This window comes from Lysinibacillus cavernae (assembly GCF_009724685.1).
Taxonomy (GTDB): domain Bacteria; phylum Bacillota; class Bacilli; order Bacillales_A; family Planococcaceae; genus Lysinibacillus; species Lysinibacillus cavernae.
Genome location: NZ_WMEF01000007.1, coordinates 113,236 through 129,964, shown reverse-complemented (window position 1 = coordinate 129,964; position 16,729 = coordinate 113,236). Strand labels below are relative to the sequence as shown.

Below are 16,729 nucleotides of genomic sequence, written 5' to 3'. Positions count from 1 at the left end.
CGAATTATTTGTACAAACACTTATATTTTGCTTCAACAAACTTATGGATTTGTTTGATAAGTACCATCATGAATGCAAAAACGATTTTTCCCACTATTTTTCGCTTCATACAATGCCGTATCTGCATGTAAAAAAACAGATTGGAATGCTGGTCGATCTTGATCATCCCATGTTATAAGACCAGCAGAAATTGTTACTTGTGGATCTGTGGCACTTGGGATTACTTCCACAATGGCTGATGCTAATTCTAAAGCTTCTTTCTCATTGATATTTGGCACATAAACTGACATCTCTTCTCCGCCCCATCTTGCACAAATCCCACGACTACCAATTGTTTCTCTCAACTGGACAGCAATCTGCACAAGAATTTTATCACCCACTTGGTGACCGTACGTATCGTTGATGCGCTTAAAATTATCAATATCAATTAACAAAAACATCCCCGATTGATCATATTCAAGCGACTTTTCTACAAATTGATCGAGGTAACTGCGGGCATAAAGCTTCGTTAAATGATCCAAATCGACCATTTCCTGAAGCTGTGTTCGTAAAATAGAGTTTGCAATAGCTAAAGATGAGTGGTGAATTAACGATTGCATTAATTTAAAACTATCGAACGAAAAGAAATATGGCTCTTTATGTAGGACAATACTAAAACCATTGATCTTTTCCTCCATTAATATTGGAATCGCCATAATGGAACGATATTCAATTTGATTAGGGGTTAAACGGCTAAAATCAGCAATAAACAGTGGGTCATTCGTTTGAGCAAAATGTTGTTCAACGTGTTTAATATAAGTTTGACCCTCTTCTGATTTAAATAAAGAAGTGCTTGCACCCGTCACTTCAAATGAATCATTTTTTTTAAAGGCGAAACAAACTTCCATTGGTTGAAATGATTTCAGTAACTGCTTTTGTAGGAAAAGTAACATTTCATGAATGTCAATCCGCATATTTAAACGATGCGATGTTTCATTAATGAGTTGTAAGTCACTTACGAGGCGATGCGATTGATGATATAATTTTGCATTTTCAAGTGCATTTCCTGATGCTTGTGCGAGCATCCGTACGAAGTCTTTTTCAATCGTTGAAAAAAGATAAGTCGTTGGAGCACTTACTTGCAAGATACCATAGATAGCTTGCCTGCCCTTTATAGGTGCATTTAGCAGCCGAAAATTTAAATCACCCGCTAGTTCTGTTGTTAACTCTCCTGATACAAAGGCCTCAATAGTAGCAGGTCTTTCTGATAAATAATCAAAAAGCTTAATATCGATGGTCGTGTGTCGGTCTTGATCATTCGATAATATAAGCTCTACATTAAATTCGGGGAAATTATCCCTTATATTTTTCAATACATTTTCTAAAATTAAATCAATATCCATTGTTGAATGAAATAAATCAGTCATATTATACAATTTTCGATATTGATCTTCATTTATTTTTACATCTAGATTGTCTCTAGCCATTTGAAGAACCTTAGAAAGTATTTCTATACACTCTTCACCGTAATCCGAGGTCATAAAGTCTGTCCAAGACTCTGTTGCCTCCACAAGTAATACACCAATGGGATTTTTGCCCTCTGCTTGGAAAAGCACCATATCTGTCATCATTGAATAGGCCTGTCTTGCTTGTAATATATAAGGAATTTTCACTATTTTTTGTTGATAAAAATTAGCTTCAATCATCAGCCATGACACAGCATTTAGCTTTGTTTCAATTGTTAATGAAGCCATCTCTTCGATAGGTATTAAAGAATTACCTTCAAAACTGAGAAACGCAACATTTTCAATTTTCAAGTGCTTCTTTAGACACTGTTTCAATGAACAAAAATACCCATTAAAACTAGTTTGTTCTTCATTAGAACTCACCCAAAAGCTCAATACATCTGATTTTATATATTTTAGCGTTTGTAAATGGTCTGTCATGAAATCACCTTTTCTATATAACGTCCAAATCAATTACTATTAACTTATAATATATTATACATAATTTGTGTCATTTTGACTATGTAATTCTCCCTTACTTTTACAATTTACATTACACAGCGAATCATTAACTATTTTCATATCATATAAAATGGCTAGTGAGGAATTTCCTACTATAAGTCCTTTTATTAAATTTTACATACTAATAATTGACGTCCCTGTCCAAAGCGGTTACAATGGAGGCTGTGTAAAATAAACGCAGCAGTGGTATAAGCTTATAGCTGTATTTTATTCCTCTATTTTCTTAAGTACAACTACTTAGATTCTCAGCAATGAAAATTAGATGGTGTATTGTGTAACCTAACGGCTGCATAGGCGAAAATACATGAAAATAAAATGCGTGTAAGAATGGGTACTACTGGTTTTTGTTTTACAACAAAAAAACCAAATTTAAAGGAGGAGACAACATTATGTCTCGTTATACAGGTCCATCTTGGAAATTATCACGTCGTCTTGGTATCTCACTAAGCGGTACAGGTAAAGAAATCGAAAAACGCCCTTACGCACCAGGTCAACACGGTCCAAACCAACGTAAAAAATTATCAGAATACGGTTTACAACTTCAAGAGAAGCAAAAACTTCGTCATATGTATGGTATGAACGAACGTCAATTCCGTACTCTATTTGACCGCGCTGGTAAAATGAAAGGTGTTCACGGTGAAAACTTCATGATCCTTCTTGAAACTCGCCTTGACAACTTAGTTTACCGTTTAGGTTTAGCACGTACTCGTCGTGGATCTCGTCAATTAGTTAACCACGGTCACATCTTAGTAGATGGAAAACGTGTTGATATCCCATCATTCAGCGTAAAACCAGGTCAAACGATTTCTCTTCGTGAAAAATCTCAAAACCTTACTGTTGTAACAGAAGCAATCGAAGTAAACAACTTCGTACCTGACTACTTAGCATTCGACGCTGACAAAAAAGAAGGTACATTCACTCGCCTTCCAGAGCGTTCTGAATTATCAGCTGAAATCAACGAATCATTCATCGTAGAGTACTACTCTCGTTAATCAATTTGCTCTGCAAATGATGACAACAAAAGCCCTGAAATCCCTTGTATATCAAGGTTTCAGGGCTTTTTACATTACTTTCCTACGAGCACGATTCAATTCGAACTTTCTTTTTTTCCGCTTTTAATCATTAGTGCAGAAACTAATCCGATACTAAGTGTTGTAGCAAGGAGAAGGAAGGCTACAGTAAAGCTACCAGATTGTATCAAATAAACAGATATGAACGGTGCAACACTTGTTCCAGCAAATAAAATGACTGTATACATAGAGACTGCAATCCCTCCCATATTCCAGCCTAGCTGACTAACAAGTGTCACTAATGAAGGAACAGCAAGTGCAATCCCACCAACAAATAAAATACTAATGATCGTTAAACCAGCTATAGTTGAAATAAAGCTCATCACGGTTAGTGCGATAATCGAAAAAGATAAGCTCATTTTCAATACAAACAGCACATTAAAACGCTTTGCTAATTTCCCTGCAAATGGTGACATAACCATCCCTACTATCCCAAAGGCACGAATGTAAATGAGGTTCTGACTTTTCATACCAAAGGAATCACTTGTTAAATATGCACCTAAAATAATGTACATACTGACAAATGACATTAATAATACAAACGCAATGATATAACTGAATATCAAATTTCTATTGGTGAAAATAATACCGATTCTCTTCAGAGGAGCCCATATATTTTTAGTTTCGTTCTGTATTATCCCCTTTGGTAAGATCCACACGACTAACAAAGCAGTCATAACATACACTACAGCAAGCACATAAAAGATGACGTGCCAATGACTATGTTCACTTACATATCCACTAAACACCTGGCCAACTATACCCGCTACAAGGAATCCCGTACTGATAAAACCAACTGCCCCAACTTTTCGATCATTTGGAAAAACCTCAAGTGTATAAGCAAGTGCTACTGGTGAAAATGTAGCTGCCGCAAGTCCTTGTAATCCTCTCAATAGAAGAATAAAAGAAAAATCATTAACTAAACCTAAAAGTAACGTTATCACGCTTAATGAAAAAAGCCCAAATACAATGACATTTTTACGTCCATATTTTTCTGATATCGCACCATAGAAAAAACACCCTAGTGCAAATCCAAGTGAAAAAACACTTGATGTAAAGCCTGCTTTAGTCAATGAAATATTAAAATAATCACTGAATAAACTAATCAGAGGTATTGTTAAATAGAGACTCGACATCACTACCATACCTGTCCAGGATAAAATAGTTGTCATTAAAGAATAGTTTGCGCGATTTCCTGAAATTACAATATTCATTAAATAAATCACCCTTTTTAGTTTGATTAACTTATAGTTAGATAATCTAATTAAATGACTAAAAGTTAAACTGTATCAATATAGCTACAGTTTAACGTTCCACCTTTAGTTTTCTTTGTATAGATGTTAATAATTTACTCACCAGCTTCTCAAATACTTTTCGTTCATCTGGTTCCAAGTCAATTAAATTAGAAGCACACGATGACCAATAAGTCGGTAAAACTTCAGCTATAAAAGTACGACCTTCATCAGTTAAACTTACATAAATCTTCCTCCGATCTTCTTTACTATGATTCCGCACAACAAGATTTCTCTTTTCTAGCCAATCAAGCATTGACGTTGCTGATGCTCTCGTAATTCCCAATCGTTTAGCTAAAGCAGAGGGAGTCGCACGTCTCTCTCCATGTAATGTCAGCAATAGTAATAAGTCTAATTTACTTTCTGTGATTCCAAAAGGAGCTAACTCATTGTCTATTACATCCAACACATGATCACTTAACCATAACAACATTAATCCCAATTTCGCATCTTCTTGATTTGTATCACTTGAAGAAGACGTCTGAATCAGTTCAATATACGGCTCTACCCCTAATACTGGTAAATCATCTTCATTCGTGTACGTTTTCTTAAGTTTTGTCATTGCATCACCTTTTAATTAGATTATCTAACTATCAAACATTCTAACTATAAATTTAATCTAAGGCAAGAACTTTTATTTCCACAAATTTCTTCAAAATATAGCCACTACTTTTTTGCGCAGACGGATTGCCCCAATTATTATAACCAACAATAATTATCCCCTCTCCTATTGTGACAATTTTATGTACTTTGAAATAGTAATTACATAGTTTCAAAATAATATAATCACTACCTTAATAATAAAAACAAAATATCAGTTATTTACTATTCAAACACTTCTCAAAATAGAACCATTTTCCAAAAAATATATTTTACTTTCATAGTAAAATATATTTCAAACATATTAAATTCAATATTCTTATACAAGACTACTTTATCCGTATTCTTTATTCAACTTAACTTTTTTGTAAAATAATAACATGAAGAAAATTAACAATTTTAATAAAAATACGAGTTGAACTTTACCAAAAAATAGAATACGATGAATTCCGAAAGGTGGTTCACCATCATTCAAGCAATAATAATTTTTTAAAAGGGGTTGGAAATATGTCAGACGTTCTAAAGCAATTTGTTATGCCGAAAACAAACTTATTTGGACCTGGAGCAATTCAAGAAGTTGGTAAACGCTTAAATGATTTAGAAGTAAAAAAGACATTAATCGTAACAGATGAGGGCTTGCACAAATTAGGTCTCTCAGAACAAATTGCAAACATCATTACAGCTGCTGGAATTGATGTAGCAATTTTCCCTAAAGCAGAACCAAATCCAACAGATCAAAATATTGAAGATGGTATTGCAGCGTATCATGCTGAAAACTGTGATTCCATTGTTTCTCTTGGAGGAGGCAGCGCACACGATGCAGCAAAAGGTATCGGACTTATTGCTTCGAATGGTGGACGCATTCATGATTATGAAGGCGTTGACAAATCACAAAATCCGCTTGTGCCATTAATTGCAATCAATACAACGGCTGGCACTGCAAGTGAAATGACTCGTTTCACAATTATTACAGATACAGCACGTAAAGTGAAAATGGCGATTGTCGATAAACATGTGACACCACTACTATCCATTAATGACCCTGAGCTCATGATTGGTTTACCTCCTGCTCTAACTGCAGCTACTGGTGTAGATGCATTAACACATGCAATTGAATCTTTTGTTTCTACTAACGCTACGCCAATTACAGATGCATGTGCTGAAAAAGTACTTCAACTAATTCCAGAGTTTTTACCACGTGCCTACGCGAATGGCGCTGATCTAGAGGCTCGCGAACAAATGGTATATGCACAATTTTTAGCAGGTATGGCCTTTAATAATGCTTCACTTGGCTATGTTCATGCGATTGCCCATCAATTAGGTGGTTTCTACAATCTACCTCACGGCGTGTGTAATGCCATTTTATTGCCACACGTTTGCCGCTTCAACCTAACAGCACGTACAGAGCGTTTTGCTCGTATTGCTGAATTATTAGGTGAAAATGTGGAAGGCTTAAGTAAGCGTGATGCTGCTGAAAAAGCGATTACGGCTATCGAAAAACTATCAAAAGATCTAAACATTCCTGTTGGCTTCCGTGAACTGGGGGCAAAGGACGAGGATATTGAAATCTTAGCGAAAAATGCATTGTTAGATGTTTGCGCTGAGACAAATCCTCGTAAAGCAACACTAGAGGATATTAAACAAATTATTACAAATGCAATGGGCCCTATCGTGAAAAAAGAGGAATCGCTTGAAGCTGTTGCTCTTTCATAATTAATTAAAAAAACAAAAGGTGGAGATAAACAAAGCGTTTTCTCCACCTTTTTTCTATGCACAAAGATGAAGAAAAGACGTACACACATTGTTTATAATGGAAACTCTCGCTATACTTTTCTTAAAAAGAATAGGAGATAACAATATGCGTTTAATCTCGATATGTCCAAGCAATACGGAGCTTGTAGCCTATTTAGGGCTGACAAACCTGCTTGTTGGAGTAGATGATTTCTCCGATTGGCCATCAAGCGTTAAAGATTTGCCACAGCTTGGCCCAGATTTATCTATTAATATGAACGATTTAGAGGCATTACAGCCCGATCTTGTTCTTGCTTCTTTAAGTGTGCCTGGAATGGAGAAAAACATCGAAGAGTTGCAAAGAAGAAATATTCCCCACATTGTTTTTAATGCTAACTCGTTAGAGGAAATTGCTCAAGATCTCCTTTCACTGGGGAGAGCTTGTCATGTAGAGGAACGTGCTAAGATCATCGCGGAAGAATATTTGCAATCGATTGACAAAATGCGTACTATTGCAAACTCCCTCACGATGAAACCTACCCTCTATTGGGAATGGTGGCCGAACCCAATTTTTACACCAGGAAAAATAAATTGGCTAACAGAAATTAGTGCTATTGCAGGTGGAGTCAATTTATTTCAGGATGTAGAACTAGCCAGTGTTCAAACAGATTGGGCAGATGTCGTTGAGCGTAACCCCGACTATATTATGATGGCTTGGGTAGGCGTAGCTTTTGAGCGTATACAGCCAGCTAATTTATTAAAACGACCACATGCCAAAGAGCTACATGCCGTGCAACTGGGGCAGCTTCATGTGATGGAGGAATGGCTGTATTGTCGCCCTTCTCCCCGTCTTATTGAAGGTGCTATAAAGCTGGCTAAAATATTGCACCCTCAACAATACGACCAGATGGAATTGCCAAGTTTTCTATAAAAAAACAACAACATCCCCCTTTATAGTCGGGGGATGTTGTTTAGATATTAACAATTACACGAACTTCACCATATGATATTTTTTCTTACCACGACGGACAATACTGAATGCATCCTCTAGACGATCCTTCGCATCGAATACATATTCTAAATCTGTTACCTTTTCACCGTTCACACTAATCGCACCATTAGATACGTCCTCACGTGCTTGACGTTTTGATGATGAAATACCAGCTTCTACAAGAAGGTCTACAATATTTTTGTCCTCTTTAGCCATTTCAATAGAAGGCACATCTTTAAATGCATCCTTCATTTCTTCAGCCGAAAGTGCTTTTAAATCGCCTGAGAATAAAGCTGCCGTAATACGAATGGCTTGCTCTAATGCCTCTTGACCATGAATTAAACGAGTCATTTCTTCAGCAAGTGCTTTTTGTGCCTTACGTAAGTGTGGCTCCTCCTCAACAGACACTGCTAATGCTTCAATTTCTTCACGAGAAAGGAACGTAAAGATTTTTAAGTATTTGATTACATCTGCATCAGCAGCATTGATCCAGAATTGGTAGAACTCGTATGGTGATGTTTTCTTTCCATCTAACCATACTGCGCCACCTGCTGTTTTACCAAATTTCGTGCCATCTGCTTTCGTTACTAACGGAATCGTAATCCCAAAGGCTTTCGTCTCTTCCTCATGCGTTTTACGAATAACCTCTAAACCTGTTGTAATATTACCCCACTGGTCAGATCCACCTACTTGAATACGGCAATTGTAGTGATTGTATAAATGATTGTAATCAATACCTTGAATCAATGTATACGCAAACTCGGTAAATGAAATACCTGTGTCAAGACGAGAAGCAATTGTATCCTTTGCTAGCATGTAGTTCACATTAATTAATTTCCCGTAATCACGTAGAAATTCAATTGTATTGATATTGCCAATCCAGTCACGATTGTTCACAAGCTGCGCACCATTGCCATCTTCTGCAAAGTCAAAAATACGTTCTAATTGACTACGGATCCCTTGTACGTTTTTATCGATTTGCTCCACTGTTTGTAATTGACGCTCTTCTGAACGACCAGATGGATCACCAATCATACCTGTCGCACCACCAACAAGTAAAATTGGACGGTGACCAGCTTTTTGGAAGCGACGAAGCGTTAATAGTGGAACAATGTGTCCAATATGCATAGAGTCTGCTGTTGGATCGACACCGCAGTATAAAGATACAGATTGTTCTTCTAATAATTTTGCCATGCCTTCAGCATCAGTTTGTTGGTATAGCAGGCCACGCCATTCTAAATCTTGTAATAATTCGTTTGTCATGTTTATTCCTCCTAAAATGGTTGAAATTCGTTACGTGCATGGACATTTTTGGATAAAAAAAGTCCCTACACGCAAACAATTGCATGCAGGGACGTTAAGTTGCAAACTAACGCGGTACCACCCGGCTTGAAGATGTCATCCACCTTCCACTTCATTCAATCGCCTTTATCGCAGGCGCGCACGTCTAAGCTCCAAGCACGTAATTCGTCTCTACATTATGACCAGTTTTCACCAACCACTGGCTCTCTAAACAGGGAATATAGACACTACTGCAAACTCTTCCTCACTAGAAAACTATAAACATAATTCTATACGAATCTTTTTCAATGTCAATAACTATGTTCGTGCCAAAACAATATGTGCTATAATAGACAAGATTTTAGGAGGTCGATACATTGAAAGATTGGATTGAAAAAATCAATGCAAAGATCGATGAATTACTTAAACAAAAATGGATGAAGAATTTACGTATTTCAGGTAGTGTTACCTGGAACTTATTTTTACTATTTTTAGTCTTTGCATTGGTTGGTACTGTATTTGTTGGTTCAGTTGGAGCTGGTTATTTTGCTTCTCTTGTAAAAGAAGAACCATTACGCTCAAAAGAAGAGTTACGAGATCAAATTTTTAGCTATGAAGAAACCAGTGAAATTTATTTTGCCAACGATATTTATATTGGCAAATTACGGACAGACTTAGATCGCCGTGAAACGTCACTTAGCAATGTTGCACCAGAAGTTGTAAATGCTGTCCTTGCAACCGAAGATGAATATTTCCGCGAGCATAACGGAATTGTTCCAAAAGCGGTTATTCGTGGGTTATTACAAGATGTCACAAACTCTGCTACGCAGACAGGTGGCTCTACCCTTACACAACAACTTATTAAAAACCAAGTATTAACAAATGAAGTATCTTATGAACGTAAAGCAAAAGAAATTTTACTGGCTATGCGTTTAGAGCATTTTATGACAAAGGAAGAAATATTAGAGGCTTATTTAAATATTATACCGTATGGTCGTAACTCTTCCGGACGAAATATCGCAGGTGTTGAAACAGCTGCTGAAGGGATTTTTGGTGTAAAAGCTAAAGAATTAACACTTCCACAAGCTGCGTACATAGCTGGTATTCCACAGGCACCATTTGCCTATACACCATTTACGAATACAGGTGAACTGAAGAGTGAGGAAGCTTTAAAACCAGGTATCGATCGTATGAAAACGGTATTATATCGTATGAAAGAGGCTGGGTATATTGAAGATGCTCAATATAAAGAAGCGTTAGACTATGATATCGCTGCTGATTTCCGCGGACCAGAAATGCGTGCGGAGGATCGTTATCCATGGCTAACATACGAGCTTGAAGCTCGTGCAAAAGAAATTATTGCCGAGAAACTCGCAAAGGAAGATGGGGTTGACCCAGAACGATTAAAATCAGAAAAAAAACTAAAGGATAAATACACGATTTTAGCAGATCGTGATGTTCGTTCGAAGGGCTATCGTATTTACTCAACGATTAACAAAGATATGTACGATGCTATGCAAAAAGCTGCGAAGGACTTCCAATATTACGGTCATACGTATACAGGTAAAGGAAAAGACCCTGTAACTGGGGAAGAAATTGATATTGAGATGCCTGTACAGGTTGGCAGTATTTTAATAGAAAATACAACAGGTCGAATTTTAAGCTTCGTTGGAGGTCGAGATTTTGAAACAACGCAATTAAACCACGCAACGCAAGCTTTTCGTTCTAACGGTTCTACTATGAAGCCATTACTTGTTTACGCTCCTGCCATAGAGTATGGGGTAATAGGTGCAGGCAGCCCACTCGTTGACGTGAAATTCTCGATTGGTAACTGGAGTCCTAGTAACTATATTACGAGTGATGAACGAGGTCTTATTCCAGCCCGTGAGGCTTTGGCAGACTCTCAAAACATTTCAGCACTACGTTTATATAATGATATTATCAATAGACGCCCTGCTGATTTATTAGTAAAAATGGGCTTCACTAAATTACATCCAGATGATTTTACAAACTTAGCAACTGGTATCGGTGCTTTAAGTGAAGGGACTACTGTTGAAGAAAACACAAATGCTTTTGCTACTTTTGCAAATGGTGGTCAATTCGTTGACTCTTATATGATTGATCGAATCGAAGATCAAGAAGGAAATATTATTTATCAGCATGAGGTAGAACCAGTCCAAGTATTCAGTCCAGAAACATCTTATATCGTGACAGATATGTTACGTGATGTTCTAACTAAAGGAACTGGTACAATGGCACGAAATACATTAAAATTCTCTTCCGATTTCGCTGCGAAAACAGGAACTTCCCAAGAGTATAAAGATGTTTGGTTAGTTGGTTATAACCCAAATGTATCCCTTGGTGTTTGGATGGGGTACGATCAACCTCGTACACTCTATGCATTTAACAATACGTATTTACAACCAAGTGTTCGTGTAAATAAGCTATGGGGAACTTTAATGAATGCCGTTTACGATGCGGACCCTCAGTTAATTGATCCGCCAACAAGCTTTAAGGCGCCTAAAAATGTTGTCACCGCTTCATTCTGTGGTATTTCTGGTATGGCCCCTTCAGCTGCTTGTGCAAACGCTGGTCTTGTACGCTCAGATTTATTTAATGCAAAAGTATTTTTACCATCACAAGCTGATGATAGCTTAGCTTCTTCAAGTGTTGTGACGATTAAAGGAAAAACCTATAATGCTCTGCCAAATACACCAGCGGAATTTGTTAAATCAGGTGGTGCAGGCATTAATCAAGCCTTTATTAAACGAATGTTAGGTAGACTTGGTGGTAACCCAGCTAGTCTATTACCAAAGAATTCAACCTTATCGAATTCATCTGTATCTGCAGTTGATTTCCCAGCGGATGGTAGCCCACCAGCAGCCGTATCAGCTACAGTGAATGGCTCGACATTATCATGGTCAGAGTCTTCGAATGATGTTGTTGGTTATCGTATCTACAACGTTACGAATGGTGGTAACACACTTGTAACATCTGTGCTAGAGTCAACACAAAGTATTACTGTCGCTAGTGGACAGGCTTATGCTGTGGTCGCTGTAGATATTACAGGATTGACATCAGGGCAATCTAATGTCGTTTCTACTGGTGGTAGTGAAAATGAACCTGACCCAGAGGAAAACGAGCAAGAACCAATTCCACCGACAACGCCACCTACAAATGGCAATGGCTCTGGTAACAATGGAAATGGCTCTGGTAATAATGGCAATGGGTCTGGTAGTAACGGCAACGGATCGAATAACGGAAACGGGTCTAATAACGGTGATGGATCTGGTAACAATGGCTCTAACAACGGGAATGGGTCTGGTAGTAATGGCAACGGATCTGGGGGCAATGGCAACGAGTCCGGTAATCCTGGAGACGGCTCTAACGGTGGAGATAGTCGCAACACCACGCCTCCTGACACATCAAGAAGATAATCAATTATTCCTCGGCATCATTTTGTCCGAATTTTATAAGTGTGCTTAATCAAGTTAAACAGACTTGCTACATTTCACTTTTGAATTGTAGTAAGTCTGTTTTTTTGTCATTATAGAGAAGACTACTATATTGAAGGGGTGGAAAAATATGAACATATTAGTTTTAGGGGGTACTCGTTTTTTTGGAAAAAAGCTAGTGGAACTTTGTATTCAAAACGGACATGATGTAACGATTTTAACACGCGGTCAAAGCGGCAATCCATTTGGTGCAAATGTTAAACAGATAGTGGCAGATCGTGTTGATTTTGATGCACTTACAAAGGCGCTTTCTAATACAACATGGGACATCGTCTATGATAATATTTGCTATTCTCCAAATGAGGCACAGGCAATTTGTGCGCTATTAAAAGGGAAAACTAAAAAGCTAGTCTTTACTTCAACTCTTTCAACCTACGAAGTAGATGGCAAGATGAAAAAAGAAGAAGACTTTGACCCATTCCATTATCAAATTCGCATGGGTCACCAAGAAGAATTTTCTTATGGGGAAGGGAAACGACAAGCAGAGGCTGTATTATTTAAAGACGCTTCATTCCCAGTTGTCGCTGTACGTTTTCCAATCGTCATGGGCGAACATGATTATACGCGTCGTTTACATTTCCACGTTGAACGAATATTACAGAACCAGCCGATTACATTACCGAACATTGATGCACAGATGAGCTATATTACAGATGAGGAAGCAGCTGCATTTTTATATTTTGTTGGTGTTACCCCTATTGAAGGTCCTTACAATGCTACAGCATCCGGTACCATTTCGCTCAAAGATCTACTCACTCTGATTGAAGAAGCAAGTGGTAAACGCGCAAAAATTTCGCTTATTGGCGGTGATGAAGCATCCCAATCACCTTATGGTGTATCTGCAGATTGGTATATGTCAAATGCAAAAGCAGAGAAAGCAGGATTTACATTTAGTCAGCTTGATGAATGGCTACCAAAATTAGTGACAACTTTAGTGAAACAACTACAATAACTTTTAACACGACAAAGAATCTGCTGGCAACAAGCAGATTCTTTGTCATTAGATTAATGTAAGATTGTCTTTAAAATAGCTACCGCTTCGTCGATCTCCTCTTTTGTAACAGTTAATGGTGGCAAGAGACGAATAACATTTGGCCCTGCTCCTACTAACAACAGACCGCTCTCCTCCGCTGCTACGATATAAGATGCAACTTCTGTTTCACCACAGCCAACCCCTAACAAAAGGCCCTGTCCTTGGATGCTATAACTAGAAGGTAACTGCTCTTTTAGTTGTGCCACAAAATAAGCTGATACACCTTGTATTTGCTGTAAAAACGATGGCTCGAAAACATGACTCAAAACGGCTTCTGCCACGCTCATCGCTAGAGGGTTTCCGCCAAATGTTGTACCGTGTGTACCTGGACTAAATGTAGCATGAAGCTCAGCTGTTCCTAACATGGCTCCAACTGGGAAACCACCACCTAAACCTTTTGCTAATGTCATAATATGTGGCTTTAATACGGTCTGTTCAAAGGCATAGCGTGTTCCTGTTCGTCCAATACCTGTTTGTACTTCATCAACAATTAGTAATATTCCTTTATCATCACAAGCTTTCGCAATAGCTGCTGCGAATTCTGCAGATACACTATTGACGCCACCCTCTCCCTGAATCATTTCCAGCATAATAGCTGCCACAGAATCATCAATGACTGCTTCAAGTGCGGCGACATCATTGAAAGGCAAAATCGTAAATTTTTCTACTAGTGGCCCAAAGCCATTATGTACTTTGCCTTGGCCTGTTGCTGACATGGCTCCAAAGGTACGCCCATGGAATGATTTTTCGAATGTAATAATATGATTTTTCCCTGTATGTTTCCGAGCTAATTTAATGGCCGCTTCATTAGCCTCAGCCCCACTATTACAGAAAAAGGCATGAGCAAAGTGCGTATTGTCGATTAATTTTTGTGCTACTTTCTCCTGACCAGGTATACCAAAAAGATTTGATATATGCCATAGTTTTTCACTTTGATCTTGTAACGCCTGCACAATGGCTGGATGAGCATGACCAAGACTCACTACAGCAATGCCACTAGTAAAATCTAAGTATTGTTTCCCTGTAGAATCTTCAACAATGGTCCCCTGCCCTTTGACAATTTGCGAACGACGTTTACCGTAGTTCCCGAATAAAGCACTCATGTTATCATCTCCACTATCATTTGAAATTGTCTTCTCTCAACAACTATACTTCTAGCGCTATGTTATTAGAACACTAGGAAGAATGAAGCTACCTTGAAGCTACAATCGTGGTACCTATTAGAGTTTCACCTACAATTTGTACAGAAGGGATGCCTGCATGTAAACAGTCGACAGCCCCTTGTACTTTCGGAATCATCCCTCCATATATATGCCCTTGTTCCGTCCATTGATCAATGAGAGATGGTGTTACTATTGCTTGATACTCATCATGAATACGAATACCATGCACATCCGTTACTAGTAATAAGCTATCTGCCCCTACTGCTAACGCAATTTCACTTGCAACCGTATCACCATTAATATTGAGAGCCTGACCTGCTTCATTAGCACCTACGCAAGCAATAACTGGTACAATACCTACATTCAAGAAAGCTTCAAGTAATGATGTATTAATTGTTTTGATTGCTCCTACAAAGCCGTAAACAGCTTGATTTAAAAAATCTGCGACCATTAACTGACCATCAAAGCCATTTAAGCCAATGGCTGCTATACCGGCATTCGTTAATTCATGAACTAAAGAAGGATTCACTTGACCTATTAAGGTCGACTGCACAACCTTCATAGTGGCTTCATTTGTAACGCGTATACCATTTAATGTATGCGATTCTATGCCTTGAGCAGTTAGCTCACGATTAATGGCTGGTCCACCACCATGGGTAATAATAAGGTCTACTCCGCTTTCTTGTAGCTTTTTAAAGTTGTCAAAGAAGGCTTCATGTAAACCCTCCAGTGTACTGCCACCAAGCTTAATTACCATTCGTTTACGAGCGGTATGATGCATTGATTTGAACGTAGTCATACGTTAAGTCACATCCCCAAGCATGCCCCTTGCCGTCACCAATACCTAGAGACACATAGATTTTTACTTCATGCATTTTTAATATTTGAATTAATTCATCTTCAGAGAAAGGAATGGGCTCACCGTTCTCAACCATTGTTGCGCCACCAATTTGAATAGTAATTTTATCTGGATCAACAGTAGCGCCACTATATCCTACCGCTGCAATAATACGTCCCCAGTTAGCATCACAGCCAAAGACAGCAGTCTTTACTAGTGGAGATCCAACGACTGTTTTCGCAATTTTACGTGCCTCTTCATCTGAAAGTGCCCCAACAACTTCCACTTCAATGAGCTTTGTTGCTCCCTCGCCATCTTTTGCAATCATTTTTGCTAAATCTTCCGCTACTGTTTTCAATGTGTAATAGAAATTTTGCCAATCTGGATGCTCAGGTGTTAAAGAATCATTTCCAGCTAAGCCATTTGCCAGTACAACCACTGTGTCATTAGTTGATGTATCCCCATCAACAGTAATGGCATTAAATGTTAAATTAGTAATCTCAGATAATACTGCTTGTAAAGCATCTGATTCTATATTCGCATCTGTTGTAATAAAACCAAGCATCGTTGCCATATTCGGTTCAATCATGCCCGACCCTTTAGCAACCCCAGCAATAATTACTTCCTTTCCATCCACAGTTGTACTATAGCTCGTATTTTTCATAACCGTATCAGTTGTCAAAATGGCTTGAGCAAAATCAATAGCACTTTCTAAATTATCCTTTGGCTCTAACTGTTGAATACCGTTAGCTACTGGCTCCAATTTCATTATTTCACCAATAACACCTGTTGAGCAAACTCCTACAAAATTAGGTGCAATCCCCAATTTTTCAGCAGCTAGTGCTTGCATCGTTTGCGCATCCTTTACACCTTGTTTTCCTGTACAAGCATTCGCATTACCGGAATTCACTATCATCGCTTGCATTTTCTTAGTTGTGTAGACAACTTCTTTTGTTACTTTTATTGGTGCAGCTTGAACAGCATTTGTTGTAAAAACACCTGCTACACTTGCCGGTACTTCACTTACTAAAAGCGCTAAATCTTTTTTCTTATGCTTTAAACCACAGTGTAATCCTGCTGCCTTAAAACCTTTTGGTGAAACAATATTTTTACTTGATAATTTTTTCATTACATTCGTTGAAGTAGTAACTGTCATCCATAATTCCTCCTTAGATTACAAAATAAGAGAAGCATACAGTTGCCTGCATG

The 16,729-nt window shown here is 38.1% G+C and carries 12 protein-coding genes and 1 other annotated feature; of the genes, 5 read left to right on the top strand and 7 right to left on the bottom strand.

Annotated elements, in window-relative coordinates; genetic code table 11:
* Positions 1-41: 41 nt before the first annotated feature.
* Entirely contained in the window at positions 42-1,925 is a 1,884-nt protein-coding gene (locus tag GJU32_RS14875) for a diguanylate cyclase domain-containing protein (RefSeq protein WP_155592744.1), read from the bottom strand.
* 470 nt (positions 1,926-2,395) lie between these two features.
* Between GJU32_RS14875 and rpsD the strand changes: the two genes are divergently transcribed.
* Positions 2,396-2,998, top strand: a complete 603-nt coding sequence (gene rpsD, locus GJU32_RS14870) for a 30S ribosomal protein S4 (protein WP_155592743.1) — start codon at positions 2,396-2,398, stop codon at positions 2,996-2,998.
* 95 nt (positions 2,999-3,093) lie between these two features.
* Here the strand turns inward: rpsD and GJU32_RS14865 are convergent, their stop codons facing one another.
* Both GJU32_RS14865 and GJU32_RS14860 read right to left on the bottom strand, forming a co-directional pair.
* Positions 3,094-4,290, bottom strand: a complete 1,197-nt coding sequence (locus tag GJU32_RS14865; RefSeq protein WP_155592742.1) for an MFS transporter — start codon at positions 4,288-4,290, stop codon at positions 3,094-3,096.
* Positions 4,291-4,381: 91 nt separating this feature from the next.
* Positions 4,382-4,930, bottom strand: coding sequence for a MarR family winged helix-turn-helix transcriptional regulator (locus tag GJU32_RS14860; RefSeq protein ID WP_155592741.1), 549 nt, complete (start codon positions 4,928-4,930; stop codon positions 4,382-4,384).
* Between the two features lie 545 nt (positions 4,931-5,475).
* On the opposite strand from GJU32_RS14860, the gene GJU32_RS14855 reads away from it, so the two are divergent.
* Both GJU32_RS14855 and GJU32_RS14850 read left to right on the top strand, forming a co-directional pair.
* A complete protein-coding gene (locus GJU32_RS14855) occupies positions 5,476-6,681 on the top strand; it encodes an iron-containing alcohol dehydrogenase (RefSeq protein ID WP_155592740.1) in 1,206 nt (401 codons plus the stop codon).
* Positions 6,682-6,826: 145 nt separating this feature from the next.
* Complete coding sequence (locus tag GJU32_RS14850; RefSeq protein ID WP_155592739.1) at positions 6,827-7,630, top strand: cobalamin-binding protein; 804 nt, start codon at positions 6,827-6,829, stop codon at positions 7,628-7,630.
* Between the two features lie 54 nt (positions 7,631-7,684).
* On the opposite strand, the gene tyrS is transcribed toward GJU32_RS14850, so the two are convergent.
* Positions 7,685-8,953, bottom strand: coding sequence for a tyrosine--tRNA ligase (gene tyrS / locus GJU32_RS14845; protein WP_155592738.1), 1,269 nt, complete (start codon positions 8,951-8,953; stop codon positions 7,685-7,687).
* An 84-nt stretch (positions 8,954-9,037) separates the two neighbouring features.
* Positions 9,038-9,246: a binding site (T-box leader), on the bottom strand.
* A gap of 102 nt (positions 9,247-9,348) precedes the next feature.
* Between tyrS and GJU32_RS14840 the strand changes: the two genes are divergently transcribed.
* Positions 9,349-12,408, top strand: a complete 3,060-nt coding sequence (locus tag GJU32_RS14840; protein ID WP_155592737.1) for a transglycosylase domain-containing protein — start codon at positions 9,349-9,351, stop codon at positions 12,406-12,408.
* Between the two features lie 148 nt (positions 12,409-12,556).
* Entirely contained in the window at positions 12,557-13,438 is an 882-nt protein-coding gene (locus tag GJU32_RS14835; protein ID WP_155592736.1) for an NAD-dependent epimerase/dehydratase family protein, read from the top strand.
* Between the two features lie 53 nt (positions 13,439-13,491).
* Here the strand turns inward: GJU32_RS14835 and GJU32_RS14830 are convergent, their stop codons facing one another.
* The 3 genes from GJU32_RS14830 to argJ all read right to left on the bottom strand — a co-directional run bounded on the left by GJU32_RS14830 (position 13,492) and on the right by argJ (position 16,676).
* On the bottom strand, positions 13,492-14,622 hold the full coding sequence (locus GJU32_RS14830; protein WP_155592735.1) for an acetylornithine transaminase: 1,131 nt from the start codon (positions 14,620-14,622) through the stop codon (positions 13,492-13,494).
* Positions 14,623-14,710: 88 nt separating this feature from the next.
* Complete coding sequence (gene argB, locus GJU32_RS14825) at positions 14,711-15,481, bottom strand: acetylglutamate kinase (RefSeq protein ID WP_155592734.1); 771 nt, start codon at positions 15,479-15,481, stop codon at positions 14,711-14,713.
* Positions 15,444-16,676: a bifunctional glutamate N-acetyltransferase/amino-acid acetyltransferase ArgJ gene (argJ, locus tag GJU32_RS14820; RefSeq protein ID WP_155592733.1), complete on the bottom strand. Its 1,233-nt coding sequence runs from the start codon at positions 16,674-16,676 to the stop codon at positions 15,444-15,446. Before argJ ends, argB begins: the two co-directional genes overlap by 38 nt.
* Positions 16,677-16,729 lie beyond the last annotated feature (53 nt).

What these genes read in the sequence shown, in the direction of transcription:
- GJU32_RS14855 (WP_155592740.1), top strand. Translation starts at nt 5,476, where the DNA reads ATGTCAGACGTTCTAAAGCAATTTGTTATGCCGAAAACAAACTTATTT.
- argB (WP_155592734.1), bottom strand. Translation starts at nt 15,481, where the DNA reads ATGACTACGTTCAAATCAATGCATCATACCGCTCGTAAACGAATGGTA.
- argJ (WP_155592733.1), bottom strand. Translation starts at nt 16,676, where the DNA reads ATGACAGTTACTACTTCAACGAATGTAATGAAAAAATTATCAAGTAAA.
- tyrS (WP_155592738.1), bottom strand. Translation starts at nt 8,953, where the DNA reads ATGACAAACGAATTATTACAAGATTTAGAATGGCGTGGCCTGCTATAC.
- GJU32_RS14830 (WP_155592735.1), bottom strand. Translation starts at nt 14,622, where the DNA reads ATGAGTGCTTTATTCGGGAACTACGGTAAACGTCGTTCGCAAATTGTC.
- GJU32_RS14860 (WP_155592741.1), bottom strand. Translation starts at nt 4,930, where the DNA reads ATGACAAAACTTAAGAAAACGTACACGAATGAAGATGATTTACCAGTA.
- GJU32_RS14865 (WP_155592742.1), bottom strand. Translation starts at nt 4,290, where the DNA reads ATGAATATTGTAATTTCAGGAAATCGCGCAAACTATTCTTTAATGACA.
- GJU32_RS14850 (WP_155592739.1), top strand. Translation starts at nt 6,827, where the DNA reads ATGCGTTTAATCTCGATATGTCCAAGCAATACGGAGCTTGTAGCCTAT.
- GJU32_RS14875 (WP_155592744.1), bottom strand. Translation starts at nt 1,925, where the DNA reads ATGACAGACCATTTACAAACGCTAAAATATATAAAATCAGATGTATTG.
- GJU32_RS14835 (WP_155592736.1), top strand. Translation starts at nt 12,557, where the DNA reads ATGAACATATTAGTTTTAGGGGGTACTCGTTTTTTTGGAAAAAAGCTA.
- rpsD (WP_155592743.1), top strand. Translation starts at nt 2,396, where the DNA reads ATGTCTCGTTATACAGGTCCATCTTGGAAATTATCACGTCGTCTTGGT.